Annotated in this window: 18 protein-coding genes and 1 pseudogene; 13 read left to right on the top strand and 6 right to left on the bottom strand. The window is 69.9% G+C overall.

The features are described from left to right. The 9 genes from AB0E02_RS29305 to AB0E02_RS29265 form a co-directional block, all read left to right on the top strand. The coding region (locus AB0E02_RS29305; RefSeq protein WP_362144526.1) for a toxin glutamine deamidase domain-containing protein at positions 1–1620 on the top strand (1620 nt) is incomplete at its 5' end. A gap of 49 nt (positions 1621–1669) precedes the next feature. Further along, positions 1670–3676, top strand: coding sequence for an SUKH-4 family immunity protein (locus tag AB0E02_RS29300; protein WP_362144523.1), 2007 nt, complete (start codon positions 1670–1672; stop codon positions 3674–3676). Continuing rightward, entirely contained in the window at positions 3661–5874 is a 2214-nt protein-coding gene (locus tag AB0E02_RS29295; RefSeq protein WP_362144520.1) for an SUKH-4 family immunity protein, read from the top strand. The genes AB0E02_RS29300 and AB0E02_RS29295 overlap by 16 nt, the downstream gene beginning before the upstream one ends. A gap of 20 nt (positions 5875–5894) precedes the next feature. Then, the gene (locus AB0E02_RS29290; RefSeq protein WP_362144517.1) at positions 5895–6206 is read left to right on the top strand and encodes a hypothetical protein; all 312 of its coding nucleotides are present in this window, start codon (positions 5895–5897) and stop codon (positions 6204–6206) included. Between the two features lie 155 nt (positions 6207–6361). Continuing rightward, positions 6362–7015, top strand: coding sequence for a hypothetical protein (locus tag AB0E02_RS29285; protein ID WP_362144514.1), 654 nt, complete (start codon positions 6362–6364; stop codon positions 7013–7015). A gap of 185 nt (positions 7016–7200) precedes the next feature. Next, on the top strand, positions 7201–8460 hold the full coding sequence (locus AB0E02_RS29280; protein ID WP_362144510.1) for an extracellular solute-binding protein: 1260 nt from the start codon (positions 7201–7203) through the stop codon (positions 8458–8460). Between the two features lie 11 nt (positions 8461–8471). After that, a complete protein-coding gene (locus AB0E02_RS29275) occupies positions 8472–9401 on the top strand; it encodes a sugar ABC transporter permease (RefSeq protein ID WP_362144506.1) in 930 nt (309 codons plus the stop codon). A 53-nt stretch (positions 9402–9454) separates the two neighbouring features. Next, positions 9455–10315 carry a carbohydrate ABC transporter permease gene (locus AB0E02_RS29270; protein ID WP_362144503.1) on the top strand — a complete coding sequence of 287 codons (861 nt, stop codon included), beginning with the start codon at positions 9455–9457 and terminating at the stop codon, positions 10313–10315. A gap of 397 nt (positions 10316–10712) precedes the next feature. Further along, positions 10713–11678 carry a TauD/TfdA family dioxygenase gene (locus AB0E02_RS29265; protein ID WP_362144500.1) on the top strand — a complete coding sequence of 322 codons (966 nt, stop codon included), beginning with the start codon at positions 10713–10715 and terminating at the stop codon, positions 11676–11678. Between the two features lie 129 nt (positions 11679–11807). Here the strand turns inward: AB0E02_RS29265 and AB0E02_RS29260 are convergent, their stop codons facing one another. Then, entirely contained in the window at positions 11808–12653 is an 846-nt protein-coding gene (locus AB0E02_RS29260) for a winged helix-turn-helix domain-containing protein (RefSeq protein ID WP_362144497.1), read from the bottom strand. Positions 12654–13178: 525 nt separating this feature from the next. Further along, on the bottom strand, positions 13179–15968 hold the full coding sequence (locus tag AB0E02_RS29255; protein ID WP_362144494.1) for a hypothetical protein: 2790 nt from the start codon (positions 15966–15968) through the stop codon (positions 13179–13181). Between the two features lie 128 nt (positions 15969–16096). Here AB0E02_RS29255 and AB0E02_RS29250 point away from each other — a divergent pair, with 128 nt between their 5' ends. Together AB0E02_RS29250 and AB0E02_RS29245 are read left to right on the top strand one after the other, a co-directional pair. Beyond that, positions 16097–16318 (top strand): hypothetical protein, encoded by a 222-nt coding sequence (locus tag AB0E02_RS29250; RefSeq protein WP_362144491.1) that lies wholly within the window; start codon positions 16097–16099, stop codon positions 16316–16318. A 114-nt stretch (positions 16319–16432) separates the two neighbouring features. After that, positions 16433–16717 (top strand): annotated as a pseudogene (locus AB0E02_RS29245) (STAS domain-containing protein); the annotation flags it as partial. Positions 16718–16975: 258 nt separating this feature from the next. Here the strand turns inward: AB0E02_RS29245 and ppdK are convergent. Next, positions 16976–19711: a pyruvate, phosphate dikinase gene (gene ppdK, locus AB0E02_RS29240; protein ID WP_362144488.1), complete on the bottom strand. Its 2736-nt coding sequence runs from the start codon at positions 19709–19711 to the stop codon at positions 16976–16978. Between the two features lie 581 nt (positions 19712–20292). Next, positions 20293–20880: a MarR family winged helix-turn-helix transcriptional regulator gene (locus AB0E02_RS29235; protein WP_362144486.1), complete on the bottom strand. Its 588-nt coding sequence runs from the start codon at positions 20878–20880 to the stop codon at positions 20293–20295. Between the two features lie 222 nt (positions 20881–21102). Here AB0E02_RS29235 and AB0E02_RS29230 point away from each other — a divergent pair, with 222 nt between their 5' ends. After that, the gene (locus AB0E02_RS29230; protein WP_362144483.1) at positions 21103–21735 is read left to right on the top strand and encodes a GNAT family N-acetyltransferase; all 633 of its coding nucleotides are present in this window, start codon (positions 21103–21105) and stop codon (positions 21733–21735) included. 24 nt (positions 21736–21759) lie between these two features. Here AB0E02_RS29230 and dusB read toward each other — a convergent pair whose 3' ends face one another. Continuing rightward, on the bottom strand, positions 21760–22890 hold the full coding sequence (gene dusB, locus AB0E02_RS29225; RefSeq protein WP_362144480.1) for a tRNA dihydrouridine synthase DusB: 1131 nt from the start codon (positions 22888–22890) through the stop codon (positions 21760–21762). Positions 22891–23084: 194 nt separating this feature from the next. Here dusB and AB0E02_RS29220 point away from each other — a divergent pair, with 194 nt between their 5' ends. Next, entirely contained in the window at positions 23085–24548 is a 1464-nt protein-coding gene (locus tag AB0E02_RS29220) for an MFS transporter (RefSeq protein ID WP_362144477.1), read from the top strand. A gap of 71 nt (positions 24549–24619) precedes the next feature. Here the strand turns inward: AB0E02_RS29220 and AB0E02_RS29215 are convergent, their stop codons facing one another. Beyond that, positions 24620–25558 carry a helix-turn-helix transcriptional regulator gene (locus tag AB0E02_RS29215; protein WP_362144474.1) on the bottom strand — a complete coding sequence of 313 codons (939 nt, stop codon included), beginning with the start codon at positions 25556–25558 and terminating at the stop codon, positions 24620–24622. Positions 25559–25622 lie beyond the last annotated feature (64 nt).

Here is a 25622-nt window from a genome sequence, read left to right as displayed (position 1 = left end):
GCCGTCATCGTCACCCAGGACAACAACGGCCGCGCCCACGCCTGGAACGTCGTCAACCACAACGGCAAAATCACCTACGTCGACGCCCAAACCGGAAAAACCAGCAACAAACCCCTCCACGACGGCAGCAACGGCGTCCACGCCATCCCCCTCAACGCCAACCGCCGCCCCACCACCCCCACACCCACCCCGAACGACCACCGCCCCGGCGATACGCGCCCCAAGCCTCCGCGTCGCCCCGCCGCCGAACCCGCCGGCGGCGGTGAGAAGCACAAACACCCCGACGACATGGACATCGACGGGGACGACGAGGGCCACAACGCCAAAAAGCCCAAGCTGGATCAAACCAACGACGACAGTAACCAGGAAGCTCCCGAGCGCTTCGATTCAGAGGCCGTCCGCGGCTCCTCGGAGTTCGGCGAGCGCCAGGGCGTGGACCACACGCAGTACGATATGCCGCCCGAGGATTCGCAGCAGACGCTGCGTTTGACACACGACGTCTCCCAGATCGACCTGGGACCCGTCCTGGAGAATTCCCATCACTGGGCAAGCGACGGATCTCTCGCGCGAGTTGTGTCGGAAGCGCAAGCCAACGGTGCGATCAGCCAACGCCGCCTCAACGAGCTCCTCAAGGGGTTCGAGACACTGAACGACGAGCAGAAAATGGCAGTAGTTGCTGGAATTGCTCGCATCAGCAGCGGATACCACGAGGCGCAGGCCGCCGGCAACAGCCCTGTCAAGGACGACCCTGGTCGACGGCGCCCGCAAGCTGTTACGGATGCAGCCAATCCTCTTCCTGGCGTCTCCATGCACCAGAATCACGAAATCAAGCGCATGAAGGAAGGGGACACAAAGCCGGAACCGTCCTCACTGGCGCGCGAGTACGCGGTGGCGCACGAAGCGGGAAGCACGGATCAATCGGCGATAGACGCCACGCACGACAAGCTCGACAACCTGTTGAACCAGAACAAGAACAACGGGCTGCGTCCGGATATGTCCGGCAAGAATTACGCGGTCCTCGAGGTGCACAAGACCGGGGATGACGGAAAGCCCGAGGTTCATTACGTCATCGATTCGTCCATTCCGGGAAGCAAGCGTTACCACCACGACCACTCCGAGCCTCATCTCGGCGAATGGATGAGGACCGTCGAAGCCAAGCATCCGGGCCAGTACAAGGTTGTGGGACTGTTCACAGAGTTCGAACCGTGCGGCGACAGGACGGGCACCGGCGGCGCGAACTGCTCCGACTACCTCAGCCATGACATGGAGCGCGACACCGGGGACTCCCGATCACGTACGAAGGGCGCACGCACCAAGCGCGACAACGAGCACGAAGGACCAATCCCGAAAAGCAATCTCCGAATTTCGTACGGCATCGGGTACCGAAAGGGCGCGATGGGGTACGAAAAGGCCGCCGAGGAGGGCGACTACGCAACGGCGGCAGAACGACGTGAGGCGATAAAGGCAGGAAAGGCCGAAGACAACGCGGAGCGGGATCGCGTGAAGAAGATGACCGATAAGGACATGATCCAGTACCGGGGTGAATGGCTGCGCATCTGGATGACCGTGGCAAGCGCCAACCAGTCTCCTCAGGCGGGTGCCCAGGGCACTACAGTCTGACCCTGGGCCGTGCAGCAAACGGCACCCGATCGAGCAAGGAACGTGAGTGATGACAGCGGAGAGCGCCATGGCGCGCGTCGAGTCGTGGCTGGCGGAGCCACATCGGCTCTACGAAACGTTTGCGATCCGCGGAGCCGCTGGAACAGGAAAGACGCGGCTGCTCCAGCAGCTGGCCAGTCGCGTCCCCGATGCCGTTTATCTCGATTGCCGTGGCTTGACCGCGGAAGAAGTGGCTCACCGTCTACTCCGGGCCTGGGGCGCCGAGTACGGTGCGGTGTCCCTGGCCGAGGCCGCGCGCAAGGTCAGGGACACCGGCGTCGCATTCCTCGCGAACGTTCAATGGGCCGGCCCTCTCGTCTCTTCCAACGAGCCGAGCCGGATCACCCAGCAGGTGCTCCGTACATTGAAGAGGTTCTCCCGACCAGATCTCCGCTTCGTCGTTGAGCGGTCGGCGGAAAAGAGCTGGGTGCTCGCCCCTGCCCGGAACGAACTCGTATTGCAGGGGGATGTGGGCCCCGCCGGCCCTCATCAACACGATGCAGAGATCGCGGACCTGGTGGCGAACCATCCTCCGCTCGAAGCCCTCGCCGCAGCCGAAATGCGCAGCATCCCGGTGTCGGTCTGGGAAGAGCTGTGCCAGGTGTGGGGAATGAGCGCTTCCTCCCAGGAGCTCACCGAACTCGCCGGCAGGCTTACCGAAATCCTTGCGGTCTCGGAGTCCGACGGTTCCGAGCGAGAGGTGTCTTTCCGCTGGGAATCGACCCGTCATCGGATACGGGCTCTTCGGCCGGTCGATCACGAGGCAGTGGTCGACCACCTCAGGCAGCGGATGGCGGACCTGACCACGGGATATTGGAAGGCAGCCGGTCCGCTCGGCACCTACGCAGCAGCCACGACCGCGCTGCACGCCGCCCATGCCGGCACCCTTGAGGGGTTGTTGAGCGAGGGCCCCGTTCTGGCGAACCTCGATGCGTATGGGTTGTTGCAAGGACTGGCAGCTTGCTGGCCCGGCGGTGTACCTCAAGGCGGATTGCCGATGGATGCCCATTATCTTGAGGCGTTGGGGCTGGCGCATGCCCCGCAATCCGAATGGGGCGCCTGGCTACACCAGGCGACCGTCAGTCGCGGAAACGAGGCCCTTGCGCAGGCGATGGCATCCGCAGGAACGCCCTTGTTGTGGCGGACGGTCTGGTCGCGGTGTCGCCCATACGGCACCTTCGGCCCCTCGCCGCAAGCCTACGAGGAATCTTCCGAAGGCATTCCGGTCAGCCGGTCTTGGCCTCGCAACCCGTCAAGCCCTCCAGTTCGGCACATTCTCGGGTCGGCTCATCCTTTCCGGACCACACCAGAATCTGACCGCGAGTGGCTTGTGGCCGGCCCCACAGGCCCCTTCGCCATTGAAGTGGATGCCGATGTGCTCGTGGAAAGCGCCCCGCCGGCGCTGCCGGAGCCCTTTGTAGGAACAATCACGAAGTCCGCCGAATGGGCATGTCCGGCTGCGGCACTCGACACCGAGGCACCTTCCAAGCTGTGGCTGGAATCCACCTTTGGGGATGGCACGTGCTGCCTCGTCCGGGAATCCGATATGCCGCCCGGCCTCACCCATGCAGAGACTCGTCAGTTCCTCGCTACCACCGGACTCCCCTCTCTCACTGATCAGCTCCCCTTCATGTCTCTGGTGAACCTGTGTGAATCACCCCTGATCGAGGGCGAATGGCCCGAGGAAGCAGAGCCTCTGGACGGCGATGGCCACTTGTTCGTCCTGGGTGACTGGACGGGGGGAACCATCCTGCTTGACGGTGCGACAGGGCAAGTTCTGCAGGACCTCCGTACTGGTTACGAAACCCCGGTTCTCGCCTCTGGTCTTCGACAGTTCTGTACCTTGCTGCGCCTCTACCACGAGCTGTTGATCAGTAATTTCAACACCCCTCACGAGTACGTGGATGCCCGGGCCAGCTTGAGGGCATGGGCTGAAGAGATCGACCCGGTGGTGGAGGACGCCGATCACTGGGACCAGGTGTTCGACGGGGACCTGGACACTTGGGGGTCGGCATAGCCCGGGACGACACAGGAACAGATGAAGGAGGAAACAGCCGCTGCTGCAGCAGCGGATCAACCCTCATCGATGACTGGTGGCGGGCGCATCGCCCCGGTGGTCAGCCGGCATTTCTGATCGATCCGTCCGGTACGGGTGGTGGGTCGGTCCTGCAGGAGGTTCACCTGCGCGTCGAGGGCAGTGTGCTCGTCGACGCCCAGGGCCTCACTGCAGAGGAGGTACAGGAAAGGGTCTTGCTCGCTCTCGGAGTGGATCTGGGGCCGGGTAAACGGAGCCGCTGGCGGAGTTCCTTGCGGCAGATCACCGACGCGCGCCTGGTGCTCATCGCCAACGCCCACAGATCGGGCCGGACTCGGCGTGCTCATGAACCCGACCGTTTGATTTTGGGTACGGTGGCGGGCCTGAACAGCGGGAATGTGGCCGTCCTCGCGCATACCTCGCCGCGCGATCTCCCCAACCGGTCGACCGTTGTGCTTCGGCTCCCGGAAAACGCAGAGACGGAGGGACTGGAGTCCCCTCTCCTTCAGGCACTTGCCCTGGCCGAGCCTCGCGAAGTGCCGTTGCGGGTGTGGGCCGAATTGGCGGTCGCAGTAACCGGCAAGACGGTATCGGAAACGGTGCTCGCCCCATTCGTTGAGGACCACCCGGATCTGCTCCAGTCCGGCCCGAACGGCGTCTCCTTCATCGACGAAGGGATTGCGGAGCGGTTGCGCCGCGAGGCGACTCCCGCTGAGGTCACGCGGGTCAATCGGCACCTCTTCGATTGGCTGCGGCGCGTCTCACACGAAGTCCAGCATCCTGATGGATGGGCCGCGTACGGTCCCGAAGGCCGTTACGCGGCAATCGGACTGGCCGCCCACGCAGTACAGGCGGGAGCGCTGGAGGAGCTGCTTCCACATGGCGAGGTCCTCGCCAACATTCCCCAGACTGTCCTTATGGATGCCGCGTGCTGTGCCTCCGCTGGAAGGGTGCCGGGAAATTCCGCTGCCGCTGACGCCCTTCACCTCTGGGCGTACGGAGTGGTGCCGTCCCAGCAGTCGGAGTGGGCGGCCTTGTTGCACCTCATGGCAACCGCCCGGAAGGACACGGCATTCGCCGCCGCAGTCGCCGAATCCGGGGTTCAACTCCCTTGGACGGCGAAGTGGACGCACTGGCGGCCGCCCGGTGGCTACCACGTGCGCTATACGAAGACGATGCCACTGACGGCACTGGCGGAAGTGCGTTGGAACGGCCGGCCGGCCATTGCCGGTCTCTGTGAACGCAAGCAGCCGGACGTCGCGATCTGGGATGCCGAGACCGGCGCGTTGCTCGCCGGCCCCTGGCAGGGAGACGACATTCCCGAAGGGCACCTGGGCGCCCTCTCATGGCCGTCGCTCCCGGCCCACCCCGAGTCGTCGAACGATGCCGACGGACGGCCCGGGCCCTTGACGTTCCACGATCTGCACACCGGCGTCCCTGCAGGTCGCGGACCGCACCCCAGCTTGCTGGAGAGCCCGCCGCTGCCGGTCGGTGATCTGGTGGTACTCGGCGGCTCGGGTGGGCTCTTCGCGATCGAGCCGGGGCCGGGAGAGGAGTTCTCCGGTTTCGGGTCCGGAAATCACCAGCCCCTGTCCGGCCCCTATGCCACGGTTGGCCCCACTGTGCCGCTGGACGCCCCTCCGCCCAGCCCGAAGGACCTCATCGAGCTGTATGGAGACGAGGAAATCTTCGAGTTGGAGGAAGAGGAACTTCCCGAGGGCCTCACGGACGAAGCGGCCCGCCACACCCTGCTCGAATTCGGCCTGCCCGATATGCGAGAGGGTGGGATGGGCCTCTACCCGTACGGGGATCACCGCTTCGAGGTCATGGATGAGGTCTTCTGGCCCGACGATGTGCCGCCCGTGGACGAGACCGGACCGTTCTTCCAGATCGGGTTCTGGATGGGCGGTGAGCTCGTGGTCGACGGCCCCACCGGGCACGTCCTCCGCATCCCGACCGAGCCTGAAGAGCATCACCTCGCGTCCCTCCCCGCCGCGTGCAGTGTTGAGGACTTCCTCACCATGGTCGGCCTCTGGGTCACCGGCCTGCGTACCAAGCAGACCGTCCACAACGACCTCGAAGCCGTCCTGCTGCCCCAGTACGTGGCGATCGCACAATCAACCGTCGACAGCACAGGAGCCGAGGCGCCCGCGTGGTCCTACGTCTTCCACAACGAGTGAGGGAGCGAGTGGAGGAGCGAGTGAACGCGGCGGAGCCACCTGCGCCGCCGGTGAGTGCCGAGGATGCGTTGGCCATTGTCCGTAGTCGCTATGCCGCGCCCAAGCTGCCGGACGGGTCTCCGGCGCCCCTGCAGGTCCATGAGTTCGACATCGGTTATCTGGTGTACCCCACGTTCCCCCGCCCCGACGCAGCTTCCGGCCGGGCGCGGCTCGGGCCGCTTGGTGGGTCGAAGGTCGTTGTGGCCAAGGGCAGCGGGGAAACGGTGTGGGTCCCCAACCTGCCCACCGCCTCGGCCATCGCGCTTTACCGCAGCCGGCAGGGCGAGGGGTGACCCCGTAAGGGGTCATGTGCTGTCGTCACGGGGCCGTGCGACATCGTCGCGGGCCATGTGACGTCGCCACGGGGCCCGGTGATGTCGTCGCGGGGCCGTGTGCCGTCATCCCAGAGTCCGCTCCCGTTGTCAGTGGTCCGGGTCAGAATGGGTGCATGACGATGACTGAGAGTGACGACGTTCGCCGCGAGGGGTACGACGTGGGGGGCATCCTCGCCGATGAGGACCAGGTCGCGGCCTGTGCGCGGGCGAATATGGCGGCGTTGGTGGCCGAGCTCGTGGGGCGTGGGTGTGACGAGCCATGGGCGGGGCTGGAGGACGGGGAGGCGGACGACGAGTGGCCTGACTGCCTTCAGTTCTCCTTCGAGTGTCCGCCGGGGTATGAGGGGGACATCGTGATGCCTGGGGTGCCACTTGAGGTCGTGAAGGGTAGGGAGGGAGAGGCGAGTTGGGAAGTGGTGCACAACGGGGTCGCGTACGCCTGGAGTGACCTTGTGGACGAGCTTTCCGCGTTCGATGCGGCTCGGCGCACCATCTGGGCCAACCGGGACCGGCTGGTGGCCGAACTCGCAGCGAGGGGGCTCTCGTTGCGGGACGAGGACGTCGACAGCGATCCGGATGCGAGCGGTGACTCGTGCGTGACGTACCACCTCGCGCTGGAGGGGAGGAAGGTCAGGGTGTCGATACCGGATGTCGCGGTGGGGCCGGGGCTCGCCCAGGAGATGTACGTGGAGGGGTACCCGTATGTCTGGGAGGAGGCGGTGGAGGCGGCTGTGGTGGCGCTGACGGGCATCGATCCAGGGAGGTAGCACGGGCGGCGGCCGTTCGGACCTCCGGACGGTTCGTGGAGAAGCAATGCGGGTGTCACGGTCGTGCGGCAGAGTGGACGGTTGCGGCGTGGTGATCGACGATCACCGATCGCAGGCGTTCAGCCGGTGACCAGGAAGCAGGAAGCAGGAAGTAAGCAGTAAGCAGCAGACAGGGGGCAGCAGTCATGGCGGGGATCGAGCGGCGGAGAGTGCTGGCGGCCGGGGGCGGGGTCGCGCTGACGGCGGCGTTGGCGAGCGCGTGCGGGTCCAACACCGGGCGTGGCGGCGGGAGGTCCGGGGCGGGGCTCAGCCAGTGGTACCACCAGTACGGGGAGCCGGGCACCGAGCGGGCCGTGAAGCGGTATGCGGCGGCGTACCAGAAGGCTCACGTCAGTGTGCAGTGGCGGCCGGGGGACTACGACCGGCAGACGGCGGCCGCGTTGCTCACGGACTCGGGGCCGGATGTGTTCGAGGTCAACGCGCCGCTGCTGGACCAGATCCAGGGCGGACAGGTCGTCGATCTGACCGCCGAGGTCGAGCCGGTGAAGGACGACTTCAACCAGGCGGTGCTGGCACCGAAGATCTGGCAGGGAAAGGTCTGGGGCATTCCGCAGGTCATCGACATGCAGATGCTCTATTACCGGAAGAGTGCGTTGAAGGCGGCCGGCGTGCAACCACCGCAGTCGGTCGATGAGTTGGTGGACGCGGCCGGGAAGCTCACGACGAAGAAGTCCAAGGGGCTTTTCCTGGGGAATGACGGCGGGGTGGGGGTGCTGAGTGGCACGCCGCTCTTCGCCGCCGGATTGAGTCTGATCGGTGAGGACGGGAAGGTCGGCTTCGACGATCCGGCTGCGGCGCGGGTGCTGGGGAAGATCCGGCAGTTGTACGCGAATAAGTCGCTTCTGCTCGGGGCGCCCACGGACTGGTCGGATCCGTCCGCCTTCCTTCAGGGGCTGACCGCGATGCAGTGGTCGGGTTTGTGGGCGCTGCCGCAGATCAAGAAGGCGTTGGGGGACGACTTCGGAGTGTTGCCCTTTCCGAAGGACGGCTCCGGAGGTAAGCCGTCCGTTCCGGTGGGTGCTTATGGCTCCGCGGTCAGTGCGCGCAGCAAGAAGAAGGCGGAGGCGAAGGCGTTCGCCAAGTGGCTGTGGGTGGAGCGGACGGATTTCCAGCAGGATTTCGCGTTGTCGTACGGATTCCACATCCCGGCGCGGATCTCGCTGGCGAAGAAGGCCAAGCAGCTGCAGGAGGGGGCGGCCGCGGACGCGGTGCGGTTCGCGACGGAGCACGGATATGCGGAGCCGCTGTTGTGGACGTCGGCGGACCGTACGGCCTATCAGGACGCGTTGAGCCGGATCATCAAGGACGGCGCCAACCCGGAGAGTGAGCTGAAGGGCGTGGTGCGGAAGGTCAACGCCGAGCTGCAGCGGGCCAAGAGGAAGTGAGGGGCCGGACGGTGGGCGCAGGCCGCATCCTCGGCCCGCAGCGGCGGAATCTGTGGTTCTGGGTGTTCGTCGGGCCGTTCGTCGTCGGGCTCGGGTTGTTCACGTACGTGCCGTTGGCGTGGAGCGTCTATCTCAGCTTCTTCGATGCGCACAACACGGTGAGCCCGAGCGGTTCGGATTTCGTCGGGCTGGGCAATTACGGCGCGATGTTGGGGGACGATGCGTTCCTGGGCAGCCTGGGGACGTTCCTGGTGTTCACCGCGTTCATCGTGCCGGCGACGTATGCGCTGTCGCTGGGGCTGGCGCTGATGGTCAACCGGCTGCGGATCGCCCAGGCATTCTTCCGGTCGGTGTTCTTCCTGCCGACGGCGTGCTCCTACGTCGTCGCGGCGGTGATCTGGAAGCTGTCGATTTTCAACGGGGTGCGGTTCGGGCTGGCGAACACCGTGCTGGGGTGGCTGGGAGGCGGCGAGGACATCGCCTGGTTGTCGACCACGGATCCGCCCTGGTATTGGCTGGTCATCGTGACCGTACGGCTGTGGCTGCAGGCCGGGTTCTACATGATTCTGTTCCTGGCCGGGCTGCAGCGGATTTCCCCGCAGTTGTACGAGGCGGCGGCGGTGGACGGGGCGCGGCCCGGCTGGCAGACGTTCCGGCACATCACCTTTCCGCAATTGCGGGCCACGTCCGTGGCCGTGGTGCTGCTGTTGGTGATCAATGCGTTCCAGGCGTTCGACGAGTTCTACAACCTGCTGAGCGATGCCCGGGGTTATCCGCCGTATGCCCGGCCGCCGCTGGTCTATCTCTATTACACGGCGCTGGGTCAGGACCAGAATCTCGGGCTGGGCAGCGCCGGCGCGGTGATCCTGGCGCTGATCATCGCGGTGGCGACGGTGCTGCAGGTCCGCTGGTTCGGCCTGGGGCGCAAGGGGGAGGACTGAGCGGAATGCGGAACCCCACGAAGAACCTCACGAAGAACCCCACGAAGCACCCCATGAAGAACGCGAAAGATCCACTGACGCGGGATGCGCTGACGAAGGCCGGGCGGGCGCTGCGGGTGGTGCTGGTGGTGGCGCTGGCGCTGCTGTTCCTGGTCCCGTTCTACCTGCTGGTGCGGAACGGGCTGGCGAGCGAGCAGGACATCACCTCGCCCGAGTGGACGTTCTTCCCGCACGATCTGCGGTGGTCGAACCTGACCGAGGTCTTCCGGGACCCGAACCTTCCGCTGGGGCGGGCGCTGCTCAACTCCACGCTGATCGCGGTGTCGACGACGGTCGGTACGGTCGTCCTGGCCTCGCTCGCGGGCTACGGGCTGGCGCGGATTCCGTACCGGCACGCCAATGCCGTCTTCTACGCGATCCTCGGGACGCTGATGGTGCCGGCGGCCGTGACCTTCGTGCCGAGCTTCGTGCTGGTGTCGACGCTGGGATGGATCTCGACCCTGCGCGGGCTGATCATCCCGACATTGTTCAGCGCCTTCGCCTGCTTCATCTTCCGCCAGTACTTCCTGGGCTTCCCCCGGGAGCTGGAGGATGCGGCGCGCGTCGACGGGCTCGGCCACTGGCGGACGTACTGGCGCATCGTCGTCCCCAACTCCCGTCCGGTGTTTGCCGCGGTCGGCACGATCGTCTTCATCGGCGCCTGGAACGCGTTCCTGTGGCCGCTGGTGATCGGGCAGGACCAGGAGGCGTGGACGGTGCAGGTGGCGCTGTCCACGTTCACCACCGCGCAGAACCTCAATCTGCACGAGCTGTTCGTGGCGGCGGCGGTGTCGATCGTGCCGCTGGTGGCCGTCTTCCTGCTGCTCCAGCGGTACATCGTCGCGGGGGTGGAGCGCAGCGGCATCGATGACTGAGGGCGGCATGGGTCGCCGGTGTACGGGGTACGGTGCGTGGCATGAGCACGCACCCGAAGCCCCGTGCGGTGGCGCCGCGCGACTGCGGCCCCCACGGTGAGTGCGCGCCCCGCGGCCTGAGCTTCCTGCGCCGCCGCGGTCGGGTGGGATCTCCCCCGGTCTGTTGTCCCCGTACGGCCTGTTGTCCCCGTACGGCCTGAGGCGTACCGCCACCTGAGGCAGTCGCACCGCCACCGGCGGTGTCCGCGACCGGCGGCGTCCACGACCCGCGATGTCCGCGACCCGAGCCGTACGGTCCCGGTCCGCGCCGTGGCTCGGCCTTCCGGCTCCCGCTCTCCCCAGGCCGTGCGGCTGCGCCCCGCCCCTGCTTTCCTCACCCACGCCCCAAGGAGGCCCCATGACACCCCCCGGCCCCTCTTCCTTCTCTCCCCTCTCTCCCCTCTCCCGCCGCTCTCCCCTGCGCCCCCACCGCATCCCTGCCGACGGCCTCTACGAAGGCTCGCGGATGCTGCGTCGTACGCCTGACGGATGGACCGACCGGCCCTACGAGCGCTTCGAGGTCGTACCGCAGGGGGCCGTCCTCGGGGCCGAGATCCGTGGGCTGGACCTGTCCCGGCCGCTGACCGCACCGCTGTGGGCGGAGCTGAACCGGGCGCTGCTGGAGTGGAAGGTGCTGTTCTTCCGCGGGCAACACCTGACTTCCGAGTCACAACGTGAATTCGCCGTGAATTGGGGGCAGTTGGAGACCAATCCGCTCCTGGCGCAGGGGGATACGAAGGAGGTGGTGCGGTTCGACAAGGCGGCCGGCGCGGTTCCTACGTTCGAGAACGTATGGCACGCGGACGTCACGTTCCGGGAACGCCCGGCGCTCGGCGCGGTGTTGCAGCTTCGTGAGGTACCGGCCTCCGGAGGAGACACCCTGTGGGCCGATATGGCCGCGGCGTACGACAATTTGCCGTCGGAAATCAGGGCCCGCATCGACGGGGCCCGGGCGGTGCACGACTATCTCCCGGGCTTCGCACGCTTCTACTCCCCGGCCCAACTCGCGCCATTCCAGGAGGAGTTCCCGCCCGTCGAGCATCCGGTGGTGCGCCGCCACCCGGAGACCGGGCGGCGGACGCTGTTCGTCAACGCCTCCTTCACCACCCGCATCGCGGGCTGGGCGGAGGCGGAGAGCGACCGGATGCTGCGGCTGCTGTTCCAGCAGGCGCATGTGCCGGAGTTCCAGGTGCGGTGGCGCTGGCAGCCGGGCGACGTCGCCTTCTGGGACAACCGCGCCACCCAGCACTATGCCGTGAACGACTACGGGACCGCGCGCCGGGTCGCCGAACGGGTCGCCATCGCGGGGGATCGCCCGTACTGACGGCGTAGCCCGCGCCCGCAGGTCGCCGGAGGGTGCCGGTCCTTGTCGGGCGTACGTGGTCCGCCCGGCACGTCCACCGCGCGTCCGGAGTCCCGGCGGCACCTCGACCGCCCGTACCCGGTCCTGGTCTCACGCCAGCCGCTCGTACGCCGCGTCCTCCGCCGGCCGGGCGCCGCGCAGCAGGGCCGCGCCCAGCGGGGTGAGGGTGTGCAGCACCGCGTTGCCCTGCCGGAGCGTGGTCAGCAGGCCGGCGTCGCGCAGGACGGTGGCGTGCTGGCTCGCGGAGGCCAGCGAGACGTCGACCCGGCGGGCGAGTTCGCTGGTGGTGCAGCCGACGCCGACGCCGTGCAGTATCGCCGAGCGGGTCTTGCCGACGAGCCGGCCGAGACATCGCTCGGGCGGAACGTGCGGGGTGAGCCTCGGCGTCTGGTGCTCCACCGGGTAGACCAGGACGGGCGTCAGGTCCGGGTTGTGGAAGGTCACCGGGGTGCGGCGGCAGAAGTACGAGGGCAGCAGGAGCAGACCGCGGCCGTTGAGATGGAGATCGCGGTCGACGGGATAGTCGGCCTCCAGGACCGGCGGGCGCCAGCGCATCATCGGCGGCAGCGAGGCGAGCAGCCGGTCCGCGCCGCCGTCGAGCAGCGCCCGGCCCCGGGCGGCCCGGTCGGCCTCGATGCGGCCCTGGATGCGCGCCCAGTGCGGAGCGACGGCCGCCTCGTAGTAGCCCTGCAGGATGGTGGCGAGGCGGCCGAGCGCGCGGGTCTCGCCGTCGGCCATCGCCCGGATCCACGACGGGAGCGGACGGGCGGCGGCGGAGAGCCGGGAGAGCTCGGTGTGCAGCCGCTCGGCCGGTGTCTCGCGCAGCGCGGCGAGCGCGTCGGACAGCCCGAGGAGCCCTTCGGCGGGCGTCAGGAAATCCGGGAAATAGCCGCGCGTGGGCACCAGCGGCGCCAGCAGACGCGCTTCGCCATTCAACTTTCCCCGTGTTTCCGATCGCCATTTGCCGAACGCTGAATCGTCCCGCCGGTCGCGCAGCCGGTGAAAGCTCAAGACGGTCTCCCACAGCGCGTCCGGGCGTGCCGCAATGCGCACACGGGCCAGATCGAGTCCACTGAAATGGACGCGTAACACCGAACCCCCACCCTTGGTTTCTTCCGTCGGCCCCCGGCACGCCTGAGTATGCACGCCAACACGCGCGGTCACCATGCCCTTTTGGCCAGACTTGAAAGTCCTCGCCCCACCCGGGGGGCGCGAGGAATGCTTGTACTCAATTCGACGGCGGCACGAACGGCCCGGATTGCTCGATCCCGTGGGGGGTGATGGGCAAGGAACCGTCCGTTCGGCAGCCCCGTCGAAGGCCGCCTTCCCGCGCCGACCGGGGTGGCGGCAGCTCCCGAGGGGGGAGTCCGGAGAAAGCGAGGGCGGCACCTCCGCACAGGTGCCGCCCTCGTCCGGTTGCCCGTCGGGGCCGCACCAGGGCGGGCCGGGTGGATCACCGGCTCATCCCCGGGTGCGCAGCAGCCCCTCCCACGCCTCCGTGTCCCCGGCGTCCACCGCCGTGCCGTAGAGCTCCGCCGCGCGTCGCACGTCACCCTTCTCCTCCGTGAGTTGGGCGAGCGCGCCCCAGGCATCCACATCTCCCAGGGCGGTCGCCGTGAGATAGGCCCGTTCGGCGCCTTCGAGGTCGCCGCCCTGCTCGCGTACCCGGCCCAGGGCGGTCCACGCCCCGGTCGCGCCGGCCTCCCTCGCCTTGGCCACCGCCGCCTCCGAACCCGCCCGGTCGCCGGCCCGCTCACGGATGCGGGAGAGCGCGGCCCAGGCTTCCGGATCCCCGGTCTCGGCGGCGGCGTCCGCGGCGCGTTCGGCGCCCGGCCGGTCGCCCGCCGCCTCCCTGAGCCGCGCGAGCATCGTGCAGGCGTCGGTGTCCCCCGCGGCGGCAGCCGCTTCGGCCGCCAGACCCGCCCCCGCCGGATCGCCCGCCTCCGCCCGCAGCCGGGCGAGCGCCACCCAGGCCTCCGCGTCGCCCTGCCAGGCGGCCTTGCGGGCGGCGCGCTCGGCGCCCGCGCGGTCGCCGTTCTCCTCGCAGAGCCGGGCCAGTTGGGCCTGCGCGGTGACCGACCCGGCGGCGACCGCCCGCCCCCAGGCCCGCGTCGCCCCCTCGGTGTCGCCCCCCTCCCGGCGGAGCCGGGCCAGTACGCACCAGCCCTCGGCGTCCCGGCGCTCGCCGGCCCGCGCGGCCGCCCGCTCCGCCCCCGCCTGGTCCCCGCCGGCCCAACGCAGCCGCACCAGATGGACGTAGGCCGTGGTGACACCGGCGGCGCCGGCCTCGCCGTAGGCCGTCTCCGCCGCGGCGCCGTCGCCCGCGCGTTCGGCCAGCCGGGCCTGGCCGAGCAGGCCCCAGGGGTCGCCCGCGCGGGCCGCCCGGGCGTACGCCGCACCGGCGCCCGCGGTGTCCCCGGCGTGGTCGCGCAGCCGGGCGAGCGTCAGCCACGCCCGGGGGCAGCCCGCCTCCGCCGCCCGGGCAGCGGTCTCGTCGGCGCCCTCCCGGCAGCCGGCCACTTCCCGGAGCCGGACCAGGGCCGACCACGCCTGCCGCTCCCCCGCGCCGGCCGCCCGCGCGTAGGCGTGACAGGCACCGTCGCCGTCCCCGCCGTTCTCGCGTACGGCCCCCAGCACGGCCCAGGCACGCGCGCTGTCCGCCGCGGCCGTCTCCGCGCCCGCCCGGTCGCCGGCCTCCTCCAGGAGCTGCGCGAGCGCCGGACGCGCCACGTCGCCGCCCCGCTCCACGGCGCACCGGTACAGCCGTACGGCGTGGTCGTGGCGGCGGCGGTCCTGCGCCGCCTGCCCCATCGCGTACAGGTCGTCGACGGTGCGGGCATGGGCCGCCGCGGCCTCCCACAGCTGCTCGGGCGGGGCCAGGTGCGCGCGCCGCAGCCGGACGCTCTGGTCCAGGTAGTCGGCGGGGTGATAGCCGTCCGCCGCCCCGAGGCCCGGCGCGACCCGGTCCGGCACCAGGGCGGACAGCGAGCCGGTCTCCTGGGCGCACAGGCTGCGCAGGGCGGTGGCGAACCAGCCGCTGTCGTGCGTGACCCGGGCGGTGGTCGGCAGGTAGCCGGCCACGGCCTCGGCGAGCAGTTCGCCCGGCAGTGCGCTGCCGTGACCGAGGCGGCGGGCGTCGACGGCGGCCGTGACGACCGCGTGCTCGATCTCCGAGAAGGCGTTGCCGGGCCCGGTCCCGTACCGCCGCACCAGCTCCGGCCCGCCGGTCAGTTGCTGGATGACCCGCGCCCGTGCACCGTCGCCGGACCACTGCGCCGCCGCGACCGCCGCCCGCATCCGGGGGTCCCGGACGGCGATCTTCCGGGCCTGCCCGAGGCCGTCCCCCAGACCGTCCGGGACGTGGATCTCGGCCCGGTACGTCTCCAGGAGGGCGCGCGCATGGGCGTACCGGTCGGCCGTCTCCAGCGCACGCGAGGCCACCTTCCGGGCGTACTCGGGCCACATCGTGCCGATCACCGCCACCGGTGTGACCCGGGCGAGGAGTTCCGCGAGGGCCCGGGCCGCCTCCTCCCCGGCGGGCTCGGTCAGATGACGCTGTGCCTCGCCCAGCCAGACGACGGTGCGCGCGTCGACGGAGTCCGTCGCCACCCACTCGACGAGCTCGTGCGCGCCCCGCGGCACCAGCACCGGCCAGGTGGACAGTTCGCTCCGGACGGCCTCGAAAGCGGCCCGCGACTTGCCGGTCGACGACTGTCCGACCAGGAGGGCCAGGACGGACTGCCGGCCCTCGGCCGCGTGCCGCAGCCGGTCGTGGAGCAGCTCGTCGTGTTTGCGCGCGATGTAGGGGGTGAGGTCGTCGACGCCGCTGCCGTCGACGGCGACCGCACGGTGCACCCCGAGCGCGAAGGCGCCCCAGTCCTCGGCGGTGCGCGGGGGCGGGCCCGGGTTCTCCTGGGCCGCGATCCACAGTTGTTTGGTCCGGACGACCACGTGCTCCGGGTCCTCGGCCCCGCCCGACCGCGCCAGCACCGCGGCGACCGATTCCGCGTCGTGCAGACCGGGCAGTTTCGCGCCGCCCAGGATCCGGTTGACGGTGTCCTTCAAGGGCGAGCCGGGCAGGCCGTCGTCCTGGCCGATCGCGTCCACGATCGCCTCCAGGGAAGGGGTGCCGGCGGCGAGGTAGAGGCGGTACAGGAAGCGCTTGAACTCCCGTAGCGCGCCCGGCGGCAGCCGCGGCGGGGCCAGCGGCCGTGGCCGGCGCCCCGGAGCGCGGTTCTCATCGCTTCCCATCGCTGTTCCCCCGCTCTCCACCGCATCCCGTCGCCACCCGTCGGCGGCCTTCCGCCCGCCGCCATCCTGATCCCGACGACGACAACGCGTCCAGCAGGCGACGCACCACGCTCACTTCGGAGGCAGAGTTGAACCCCTTCGCCACCCTCATCCCGCGAGGCACGGCCAACGCCCTGTACCGGGCGCTGACCGCGGCCCTCCTCGTCCTTCCCCTCCTGCTGGTCACGCTGGCCAGCGTGCCGGCCCTCGTGGTGCTGCCGTTCCTGCCGGCCGGCAGCCGCCGCGCCGAGCGCATCGTCCGCCAACTGATCGTCTGGACACGGTCGTTGGCCGCGCGGAGCAGGGCATAGGCGGCGTACGCTGAGCACGGGATCGCGCCGAGCGGAAGGACGCGGGGACGCATGGAGCCGAACGTGAACCGGTGCAGATTGGTGGAGATCACCCACGAGCACCTCTCCGAGGTGATGACCGTGCTCACGGTCATCGGCGAGTTCGACGTCTATACGGCCCCGCGCTTGCGGGAGGCCATCGTGGAGCTCGTCAACGACGGGCATTTCCAGCTGCTCATCGAGGTGAGCGGGGTGGATTTCCTCGACAGCACGGGAACCGGCGTGCTGGTCGGCGCCCTGAAGCGGACCCGGGCGCACGGCGGGATGGTGGGCATCGTCGCCCCTGACCCCAGTTTCCTGAAGGCCCTCCGGGTGAGCGGTCTCACCAAGGTTTTCCCGGTGTTCGGCTCCGTCGCCGAAGGGGAGGAACTCCTGCCGCTCCTCGCCGCCCGCCTCAACCAGCGGCGCAGCAAGGCCAGCCCCGCCCGGCAGATCGCCTGAGGACCTCCGCGGGCCCGCACACGACCGAGGGCGGCACCTCCGCACAGGTGCCGCCCTCGTCGGGGTTCCGGAGCCGACGGCCGGGCTGGTGAGGGTTTTTGAGGTGGCCCCGCCGCCGGTTCCGGTGGTTCTCGTGCGGCACCACGGACGCGCCCGCGCCCGCGGTGCCTTCCTGGGTCAGCGGCTGTCGCTGCCCTTCGACTCGGCCGCCGCCCGGCCCGCCTCCAGTCGTGCGACCGGGATGCGGAACGGCGAGCAGGAGACGTAGTCCAGGCCCACCTCGTGGAAGAAGTGGACGGACTCCGGGTCGCCGCCGTGCTCACCGCAGACGCCGAGCTTGAGGTCCGGGCGGGTGGCCCGGCCGGCCGCGGCGGCGTTGCGGACCAGCGAGCCCACGCCGTCCTTGTCGATGGTCTCGAACGGGCTGACGCCGAAGATGCCCTTCTCCAGGTACGCGGTGAAGAAGCTGGCCTCGACGTCGTCCCGGGAGAAGCCCCAGACGGTCTGCGTCAGGTCGTTGGTGCCGAAGGAGAAGAAGTCCGCCGACTCCGCGATCTGGCCGGCCGTGAGGGCGGCGCGGGGCAGCTCGATCATCGTGCCGAGGGTGAGCTTGAGCTCGACGCCGTGGGTCTTCTCGACCTCGGCGATGACCTGCTCGGCCTCCTCGCGGACGATCTCCAGCTCCTGGACGGTGCCGACGAGCGGAATCATGATCTCCGCGCGCGGGTCGCCCTTGGCGTTCTTGCGCTCGGCGGCCGCCTCGGCGATCGCCCGCACCTGCATCGCGAACAGACCGGGGATGACCAGGCCGAGGCGCACGCCGCGCAGGCCCAGCATCGGGTTCTGCTCGTGCAGCTTGTGCACCGCCTGGAGGAGCCGCAGGTCGTTCTCGTGCTTCTCGTGGCGGGCCTCGGCCAGCGCGACCCGCACCGACAGGTCGGTGATGTCGGGCAGGAACTCGTGCAGCGGCGGGTCCAGCAGCCGTACCGTCACCGGCAGTCCGTCCATCGACTCGAACAGCTCGATGAAGTCGGCCTTCTGGAGCGGCAGCAGCTCTTCGAGCGCGGCGTCCTTGTCGGCGTCGGTGTCGGCCAGGATCAGGCGCTCGACCATCTCGCGGCGCTCACCGAGGAACATGTGCTCGGTGCGGCACAGGCCGATGCCCTGGGCGCCGAACCGGCGGGCGCGGGCGGCGTCCTCGGCGTTGTCGGCGTTGGCACGGACCCGCAGCCGGCGGACCCGGTCCGCGTACGCCATGATCCGGTGGACGGCCTTGACCAGCTCGTCGGCGTCCTCGGCGCCGGCGTGCATCCGGCCCTCGAAGTACTCCACGACCGGGGACGGCACGACCGGCACCTCACCGGCGTAGACCTTGCCGGTGGAGCCGTCGATGGAGACGACGTCGCCCTCCTCGATGACGGTCCCGTCCTGGGTCGTCATCCGGCGGGCCTTGGTGTCGACCTCCAGCTCCTCGGCGCCGCAGACACAGGTCTTGCCCATGCCGCGGGCGACGACGGCGGCGTGCGAGGTCTTGCCGCCGCGGGAGGTGAGGATGCCCTCGGCGGCGATCATGCCGTTGAGGTCGTCGGGGTTGGTCTCCCGGCGGATCAGGATGACCTTCTCGCCGGAACGCGACCACTTGACGGCGGTGTACGAGTCGAAGACGGCCTTGCCGACCGCCGCACCCGGGGAGGCGGCGATGCCGCGGCCGATCGTCTCGGACTTGGCGCCCAGGTCGAAGCGGGGGAACATCAGCTGGGCCAGCTGCGCGCCGTTGACCCGCTGCAGCGCCTCGGCCTCGTCGATCAGGCCCTGGTCGACGAGCTGGGTGGCGATCCGGAAGGCGGCACCGGCGGTGCGCTTGCCGACCCGGGTCTGCAGCATCCACAGCTTGCCGCGCTCGATGGTGAACTCGATGTCGCACAGGTCCTTGTAGTGCGTTTCGAGCGTCTCCATGATCTGCATCAGCTCGTCGTACGACGCCTTGTCGATCTGCTCCAGGTCCGCGAGCGGGACCGTGTTGCGGATACCGGCGACGACGTCCTCGCCCTGCGCGTTCTGCAGGTAGTCGCCGTAGACGCCCTGCTGGCCGGAGGCGGGGTCGCGGGTGAAGGCGACGCCGGTGCCGGAGTCCGGGCCGAGGTTGCCGAAGACCATGGAGCAGACGTTGACGGCCGTGCCGAGGTCGCCGGGGATGCGCTCCTGGCGGCGGTAGAGCTTGGCGCGGTCGGTGTTCCACGAGTCGAAGACGGCCCTTATGGCGAGGTCCATCTGCTCGCGCGGGTCCTGCGGGAAGTCCCGGCCGGTCTCCTTGGCGACGATGTCCTTGAAGTGCGCGACCAGGCTCTTGAGGTCCGCGGCGTCCAGTTCGACGTCGACGCGGACGCCCTTGGCCCGCTTGGCCTCCTCCAGCGCCTCTTCGAAGAGCTCGCCGTCGACGCCCAGCACGGTCTTGCCGAACATCTGGATCAGGCGGCGGTAGGAGTCCCACGCGAACCGCTCGTCACCGGCCTGCGCGGCGAGGCCGGAAACCGACGCATCGGAGAGGCCGATGTTGAGGACGGTGTCCATCATGCCGGGCATGGAGAACTTCGCCCCGGAACGCACCGATACGAGCAGCGGGTCGTCGGCCTGGCCGAGCTTCTTCCCCATCCTCTGCTCAAGGGCGTCGAGGTGCTGGGAGACCTCGGCACGGAGTGCCGCCGGCTCGGTGCCGCTCTCCAGGTAGACCTTGCAGGCCTCGGTGGTGATCGTGAACCCCGGAGGGACGGGAAGTCCCAGGTTGGTCATCTCGGCGAGGTTTGCACCCTTGCCACCGAGGAGGTCCTTGAGGTCTTTGTTGCCCTCGGTGAAGTCGTAGACGAACTTCGCGGACGAAGGCTGGGTTACGTGGGGATCTTGTGTTTCCGGCACGGCACTGACTCCTCGCCGACGGGCTGCCCTGACGGCGAGGAACATACCCAGATCGAAGGCGTATGGGTACGTCCACTTGGTCGACATACGTGCGTAACCGGCCGTCAGCCAGCAGATCGAAAGTGATCACCCGCTCGGCGGGTGGTTCATTACCTGAATGCATCACTGCGATCCGTGATCGTAGAAGCGAAATGTGATACGCAGTGCGACGAATGAATACATCACTCGAACACATGAGGGGTGGCACCCGGTGCCACCTTTCCGAGAGGTGGAGCCCGGCCCTATTCGCTCATCTGAGCGCAACCCCTATCAGGGGTGGCGAGAATCACGCGCTCATGTGTGCTGGGGTCCCATCATTTGGACCCTCCTGGTGGTCGGTCGATCAAGAAAACCGCACCGTCGGACAGTCGTCCGCGCACACGCGGTAGTCCGGTCACTACGCAATTCGGCCACCCGGCACCCGGCAGCCAGGTTTCGGCAGGGCCTGCCGGGAGGGGGCGTAGCTATCAGGCCATAGTTTCCGGCCGGGCCGGAACGCTGCCCGGACGTCCGGAGTCGTATACGACCCGGCGGGCGGGGCCTCACAGCGCACCTGCACCCTTCGGCCGGCGGCCGCTGCGGCGGGGCGGCGGGTCGCGGCCGTCGAGCAGTTCCAGCCGCCGTTCCGCGCCGCGGCGCTCCACCTGCGCCACGATCCGGCGCAGCAGCTCCGCCAGGTCCAGCGCCTCGTCGTCGTTCAGCCCGCCGGTCACGAAGACCTCTTCGTCGTGGAACTCCGGGAAGAGCCGGGCCATCAGCCGCTCCCCCTCGGGCGTCAGGGAGAGCAGCGCGAGCCGCCGGTCGGTGGGGTGCGCCCGGCGCTCCAGCAGGCCGCGGTTCTGCAGGGTGCGGGCGACGCCGGTGAGCGTGCCCTTGGAGATGCCGGCCTCCTCGGCGACCTTGCGGGTCTCGCGTTCGCCGCCGATCCACACCACCCAGAGCACGACGAAACCGGTCCAGGTCAGATCGGCGCCGCGCAGTACGGAGTTCTCGAAGTGCTGGCGCACCGCGGCCGCGGCCCGGTAGATGCCCGCCACCGCGGCCATCTGCTCGGAGCGCACGGGCAGGTCCCCGACCCGGGCCCGGACCGCCCGCTCCACCTCCCCGGGCGAACGGTCCCCGCTCAGCACGACTGCGTCCTCGCCACGGCGGCTCCTTCACATCCGGCATGCCGTAAATCCGGCATTCGGCCTCAAACGGTACGCGGCCACCGCCGATATCCCCGCACGCCGCGCCCGACGCCAACCCGCCCGCGTAAAGAGGTGCCTCGACGGCCCCCCATCGCGTAATGTGCGCACCCGGGCGGCACCACTTACTGTCACCACCAACGACCGCCACTCGGGGAGGACTTGATGCTTTCGGAACTCGTCAGCAACTGGGGAGCCGGCTGGGCGATATCGCGCGGCACGCCGGAGCCGGTGGCCACGCCCTGGGGCCTGTACCTGGAGGTCGGCGCGCCCGGCCAGGTCGGGCGGCACGTCCTGCCCGAGGCCACCGAGGCCGCGGTGCGCGCGGCCACCGCGTCGGTGACCGTGCCCGACACCTGGCTCAAGGTGTGCCTGGAGGACGCGGAGGTCGAGCGCTGGCTCCCGGCGGGCTGGTACGCCGACCGGGAGGACGCCGGCCACCTGATGGCCGCCGATCTGCGCACCACGCATCCGGTGACTCCCGACGGCTACGCCACCTCCGTGGAGCAGCGCGCCGGCGTCACCCACGTACGGGTGCACGACGCGGCCGGCACGCTCGCCGCGAAGGGACAGATGGCCGTCGTCGGGGACACCACCATCGTCGACCGGGTCGAAACCCATGCCGCCCACCGCCGTCGCGGGCTCGGCAGCGTGGTCATGCGCACCCTCGCCGACCGCGCCGTGGCCGAGGGCGCCCGCGTCGGCATCCTGGGCGCCACCGACGAGGGCCGGGCGCTCTACGAGTCCCTGGACTGGAAGCGGCAGGCACCGCTGGCGGCGTGCGTGTACCGGCCGTAGGGACGGCAGGCCGGGAAGCGGGCGTCAGCCCCCGGACGTGTCCAGCTCGGCGTCCACGCTCACGCCCGCGCAGTCGTTCGGGTCGTCCAGCCAGCCGTCGGGGAGGACCACGCGGTTGCGGCCGGAGGTGCGGCCGCGGGGGCCGTCGGCGCCGGTCGGCCAGGGCTGGTCGAGGTCCAACTCGCCCAGCAGGTCGGAGAGTTCGTTGAGGGAGGAGGAGACCGCGAGGTTCTTGCGCATCTCCGATCCGATCGCGAAGCCCTTGGTGTACCAGGCGACGTGCTTGCGGAAGTCGATGACGCCGCGGGCCTCGTCGTTCAGCCACTCGCCGAGCAGGGTGGCGTGCCGCAGCATGACGTCGGCGACCTGCTTCATCGTCGGCCGGGCGTAGTCCTCGGGGCGCCCCTCGAAGGCGGCCACGAGATCGCCGAAGAGCCACGGCCGGCCCAGGCAGCCCCGGCCGACGACGACACCGTCGCAGCCGGTCTCGCGCATCATCCGGACCGCGTCGTCCGCGGACCAGATGTCGCCGTTGCCCAGCACGGGGATCTCGCCGACGTGGTCCTTCAGGCGCGCGATGGCGTCCCAGTCGGCGGTGCCGCCGTAGTGCTGGGCGGCCGTGCGGCCGTGCAGGGCGATCGCGGTCACCCCCTCCTCGACGGCGATCCGGCCGGCGTCCAGGTAGGTGATGTGGTCGTCGTCGATGCCCTTGCGCATCTTCATGGTCACCGGCAGCCCGCCGGCGTTCGCCACCGCCTCGCGCAGGATGGAGCGGAGCAGCGGGCGCTTGTACGGCAGGGCCGAGCCGCCGCCCTTGCGGGTCACCTTGGGGACCGGGCAGCCGAAGTTCAGGTCGATGTGGTCGGCGAGGTCCTCCTCCGCGATCATGCGGGCGGCCTTGCCGACGGTGTCCGGGTCGACGCCGTACAGCTGGATCGAGCGCGGCTTCTCCGTCGCGTCGAAGTGGATCAGCTGCATGGTCTTCTCGTTGCGCTCGACCAGCGCCCGGGTCGTGATCATCTCGCTGACGAACAGGCCCTTGCCCGCGGAGAACTCCCGGCAGAGCGTCCGGAACGGGGCATTGGTGATCCCGGCCATGGGCGCGAGGACCACGGGCGGCTGCACCGTGTGCGGACCGATCTGCAGCAGCGACATGGAGCGATACCTTCGACTTTCTCCGGCGGTTCTCTTCGGGTGTGCCCGGCTTCCGGGGCGGCGGTACGGGCGGGCGGGCCGGTGCCTCGCGGCCTGACGCGCCACGGACGACGGGCTGCGGCCTCCCATTGTCCCGCACCGTGCCCGCGGCCCCGCCCGGGCCGGACCCACCGGGATCGTTGTAGCGTTCAAGGATGCCCGATCTCAGCCGCCGACGGCGTCTGCTCGTGCTGGCGATCTGCTGTCTGAGCCTGCTGATCGTCAGCCTGGACAACACCGTCCTCAACGTCGCACTGCCGTCCATGCAGCGCGAACTGCACGCCTCGGTCTCGGGGATGCAGTGGACGATCGACGCCTACACGCTGGTGCTGGCGTCGCTGCTGATGCTGGCCGGTTCGACCGCCGATCGGCTCGGCCGGCGGCGGATCTTCCTGGTCGGGCTGGTGGTCTTCGCGCTCGGCTCGCTGCTGTGCAGCCTGGCGCCCGACCTGGAATGGCTGGTCGTCTTCCGGATGGTGCAGGCGGTCGGCGGCTCGATGCTCAACCCCGTCGCGATGTCGATCATCACCAACACCTTCACCGACCCCCGGGAGCGGGCCCGCGCGATCGGGGTGTGGGGCGGGGTCGTCGGCATCAGCATGGCGGCCGGGCCGGTGATCGGCGGGCTGCTGGTGCAGAGCGTCGGCTGGCGCTCGATCTTCTGGATCAACGTCCCGATCGGCGCGCTGGCCCTCTTCCTCACCCTGCGGTACGTGCCGGAGTCCCGCGCCCCGAAGCCGCGCCGGGTCGACCCGGTCGGCCAGCTGCTGGTGATCGCGCTGCTCGGCTCGCTGACGTACGCGATCATCGAGGCCCCGGACGCCGGCTGGGCCTCGGCGGAGATCCTGGCGTTCGTGCTGGTGGCGCTGGTCTCGCTGGTGGCACTGATCGGCTACGAGCGGCGCCGGCGGGAGCCGCTGATCGATCTGCGGTTCTTCCACAGCGCGCCGTTCAGCGGCGCCACCATCGTGGCGGTCAGCGCGTTCGCCGCACTCGGCGGCTTCCTCTTCATCAACACGCTCTACCTGCAGAACATCCGCGGGCTGTCCGCACTGGACGCCGGCCTCTACATGCTGCCGATGGCCGGGATGACGCTGATCTTCGCGCCGCTGTCGGGGCGGCTGGTCGGCAACCGCGGCCCCCGGCTGCCGCTGCTGCTGGCCGGTACGACGATGGGCGCGAGCGGGCTGCTCTTCGCCGGGTTCGACGCCCAGTCGACGAACTGGCTGCTGTTCCCCGGCTACGTCCTCTTCGGCATCGGGTTCGGCCTGGTCAACGCGCCGATCACCAATACGGCGGTGTCCGGGATGCCGCGCGCCCAGGCGGGGGTGGCCGCGGCCGTGGCCTCCACCAGCCGCCAGGTGGGGCAGTCGCTCGGCGTCGCGGTGATCGGCGCCGTATTGGCGAGCGGGGCCCATGCGGCGGCCACCGCGGACGAGTTCATCGCGGCCGGCCGCCCGGCCTGGTGGATCATCGCCGGCTGCGGCGCGGCGGTCCTGCTGCTCGGCGCGCTGACCACGGGCCGCTGGGCGCAGGCCACCGCGCGACACACGGCGGAACTGTTCGAGGACGACGAGCGGAGCGCCGCGGCCGCCCGGGCACCGGGCCGCAGCGCCTGAGCCCGCGGCACTGCGTCGTACGAGCCTTCGGCATTGCGTCCCGCAAGGCCTCGGCACTGCCTCCTACGACCTCACGCCGGGACGAGCGCCAGCTTCTCCAGCTGCTCCAGCCGCTGGCGGGAGGTCTCGTCCACGGGGGTGTAGGAGACCAGCTTGGGGCCGGGGTTGGGGCCCGTCCACAGGCTCGTGGCGGTCAGTTCGAGCACGCCCACCCGTGGGTGGCGGAAGAGCTTGACCGCGCTGACCGGGCGGACGACCTCGTGCTGGGCCCAGATCTCACAGAACTCCGGTGAGGCCTCCGTCAGCCGCGCGACCAGCGCCTTCCAGGCCGGCTCGGCGACGTGCTCGGCCATCGAGGCGCGGAACTTGGCGGCCATCACCCGCATCGCGGCGTCCAGGTCGACCACGCTCGCCCGCCACTGGGGGTGGGTGAACGCCAGCCACATGCAGTTGCGGTCCTCCTCGGGCAGCGCGTCGAGGTCGCACAACAGCTGCCCGTAGGTGCTGTTGTAGGCGAGGATGTCGAACCGCGAGTTCTGGATGACCGCGGGGAACGGCGCGAGCTGGTCGAGGACCTGGCGCAGGGCCCGCGGGACGCCGGTGCACTCCTTGCCCGGCACGGGGTCGACGGCGCCGGCGAGCGCGAAGAGGTGGCTGCGCTCGGCGCGGTCGAGCAGCAGCGCACGGGCCACCGCGTCGAGGACCTGCGGCGATACGTGGATGTCCCGGCCCTGTTCGAGCCAGGTGTACCAGGTGACGCCGACCGCCCCGAGGTGCGCGACCTCTTCGCGGCGCAGTCCCGGTGTGCGGCGGCGGGCACCGCGGGGCAGACCGACCTGCTCGGGAGTGATCCGCTCGCGCCGGCTGCGCAGGAAGGCGGCCAGCTCGGCCCGGCGGGCGGCATCGTCGCGCGGGGGTGCGGCGCCCGTGGGGCGGGCCGTCCCGGACGGCGGGGTCGTGGCGGCACCGGGTGGTGTGGCAGCCTGCGTCAGGGTCGCGTCGACGGTCATGCCTCCAGCGTGCCGCAGCGCCCAGGCGGTTGCCAGGTAGCAGTGATACCAGGATAAGGACACT

The organism is Streptomyces sp. NPDC048196 (genome assembly GCF_040652715.1).
Taxonomy (GTDB): Bacteria; Actinomycetota; Actinomycetes; order Streptomycetales; family Streptomycetaceae; genus Streptomyces; species Streptomyces siderophoricus.
Note: the sequence above shows the minus strand (reverse complement) of the source record. Positions and strands in the feature narration are given on the sequence as shown.

Excerpts from the sequence above, each read along its gene's own strand:
- AB0E02_RS29300 (WP_362144523.1), top strand. The coding sequence starts at position 1,670 with ATGACAGCGGAGAGCGCCATGGCGCGCGTCGAGTCGTGGCTGGCGGAG.
- AB0E02_RS29285 (WP_362144514.1), top strand. The coding sequence starts at position 6,362 with ATGACGATGACTGAGAGTGACGACGTTCGCCGCGAGGGGTACGACGTG.
- AB0E02_RS29280 (WP_362144510.1), top strand. The coding sequence starts at position 7,201 with ATGGCGGGGATCGAGCGGCGGAGAGTGCTGGCGGCCGGGGGCGGGGTC.
- AB0E02_RS29270 (WP_362144503.1), top strand. The coding sequence starts at position 9,455 with ATGAAGAACGCGAAAGATCCACTGACGCGGGATGCGCTGACGAAGGCC.
- AB0E02_RS29265 (WP_362144500.1), top strand. The coding sequence starts at position 10,713 with ATGACACCCCCCGGCCCCTCTTCCTTCTCTCCCCTCTCTCCCCTCTCC.
- AB0E02_RS29255 (WP_362144494.1), bottom strand. The coding sequence starts at position 15,968 with ATGGGAAGCGATGAGAACCGCGCTCCGGGGCGCCGGCCACGGCCGCTG.
- AB0E02_RS29230 (WP_362144483.1), top strand. The coding sequence starts at position 21,103 with ATGCTTTCGGAACTCGTCAGCAACTGGGGAGCCGGCTGGGCGATATCG.
- dusB (WP_362144480.1), bottom strand. The coding sequence starts at position 22,890 with ATGTCGCTGCTGCAGATCGGTCCGCACACGGTGCAGCCGCCCGTGGTC.
- AB0E02_RS29220 (WP_362144477.1), top strand. The coding sequence starts at position 23,085 with ATGCCCGATCTCAGCCGCCGACGGCGTCTGCTCGTGCTGGCGATCTGC.
- AB0E02_RS29215 (WP_362144474.1), bottom strand. The coding sequence starts at position 25,558 with ATGACCGTCGACGCGACCCTGACGCAGGCTGCCACACCACCCGGTGCC.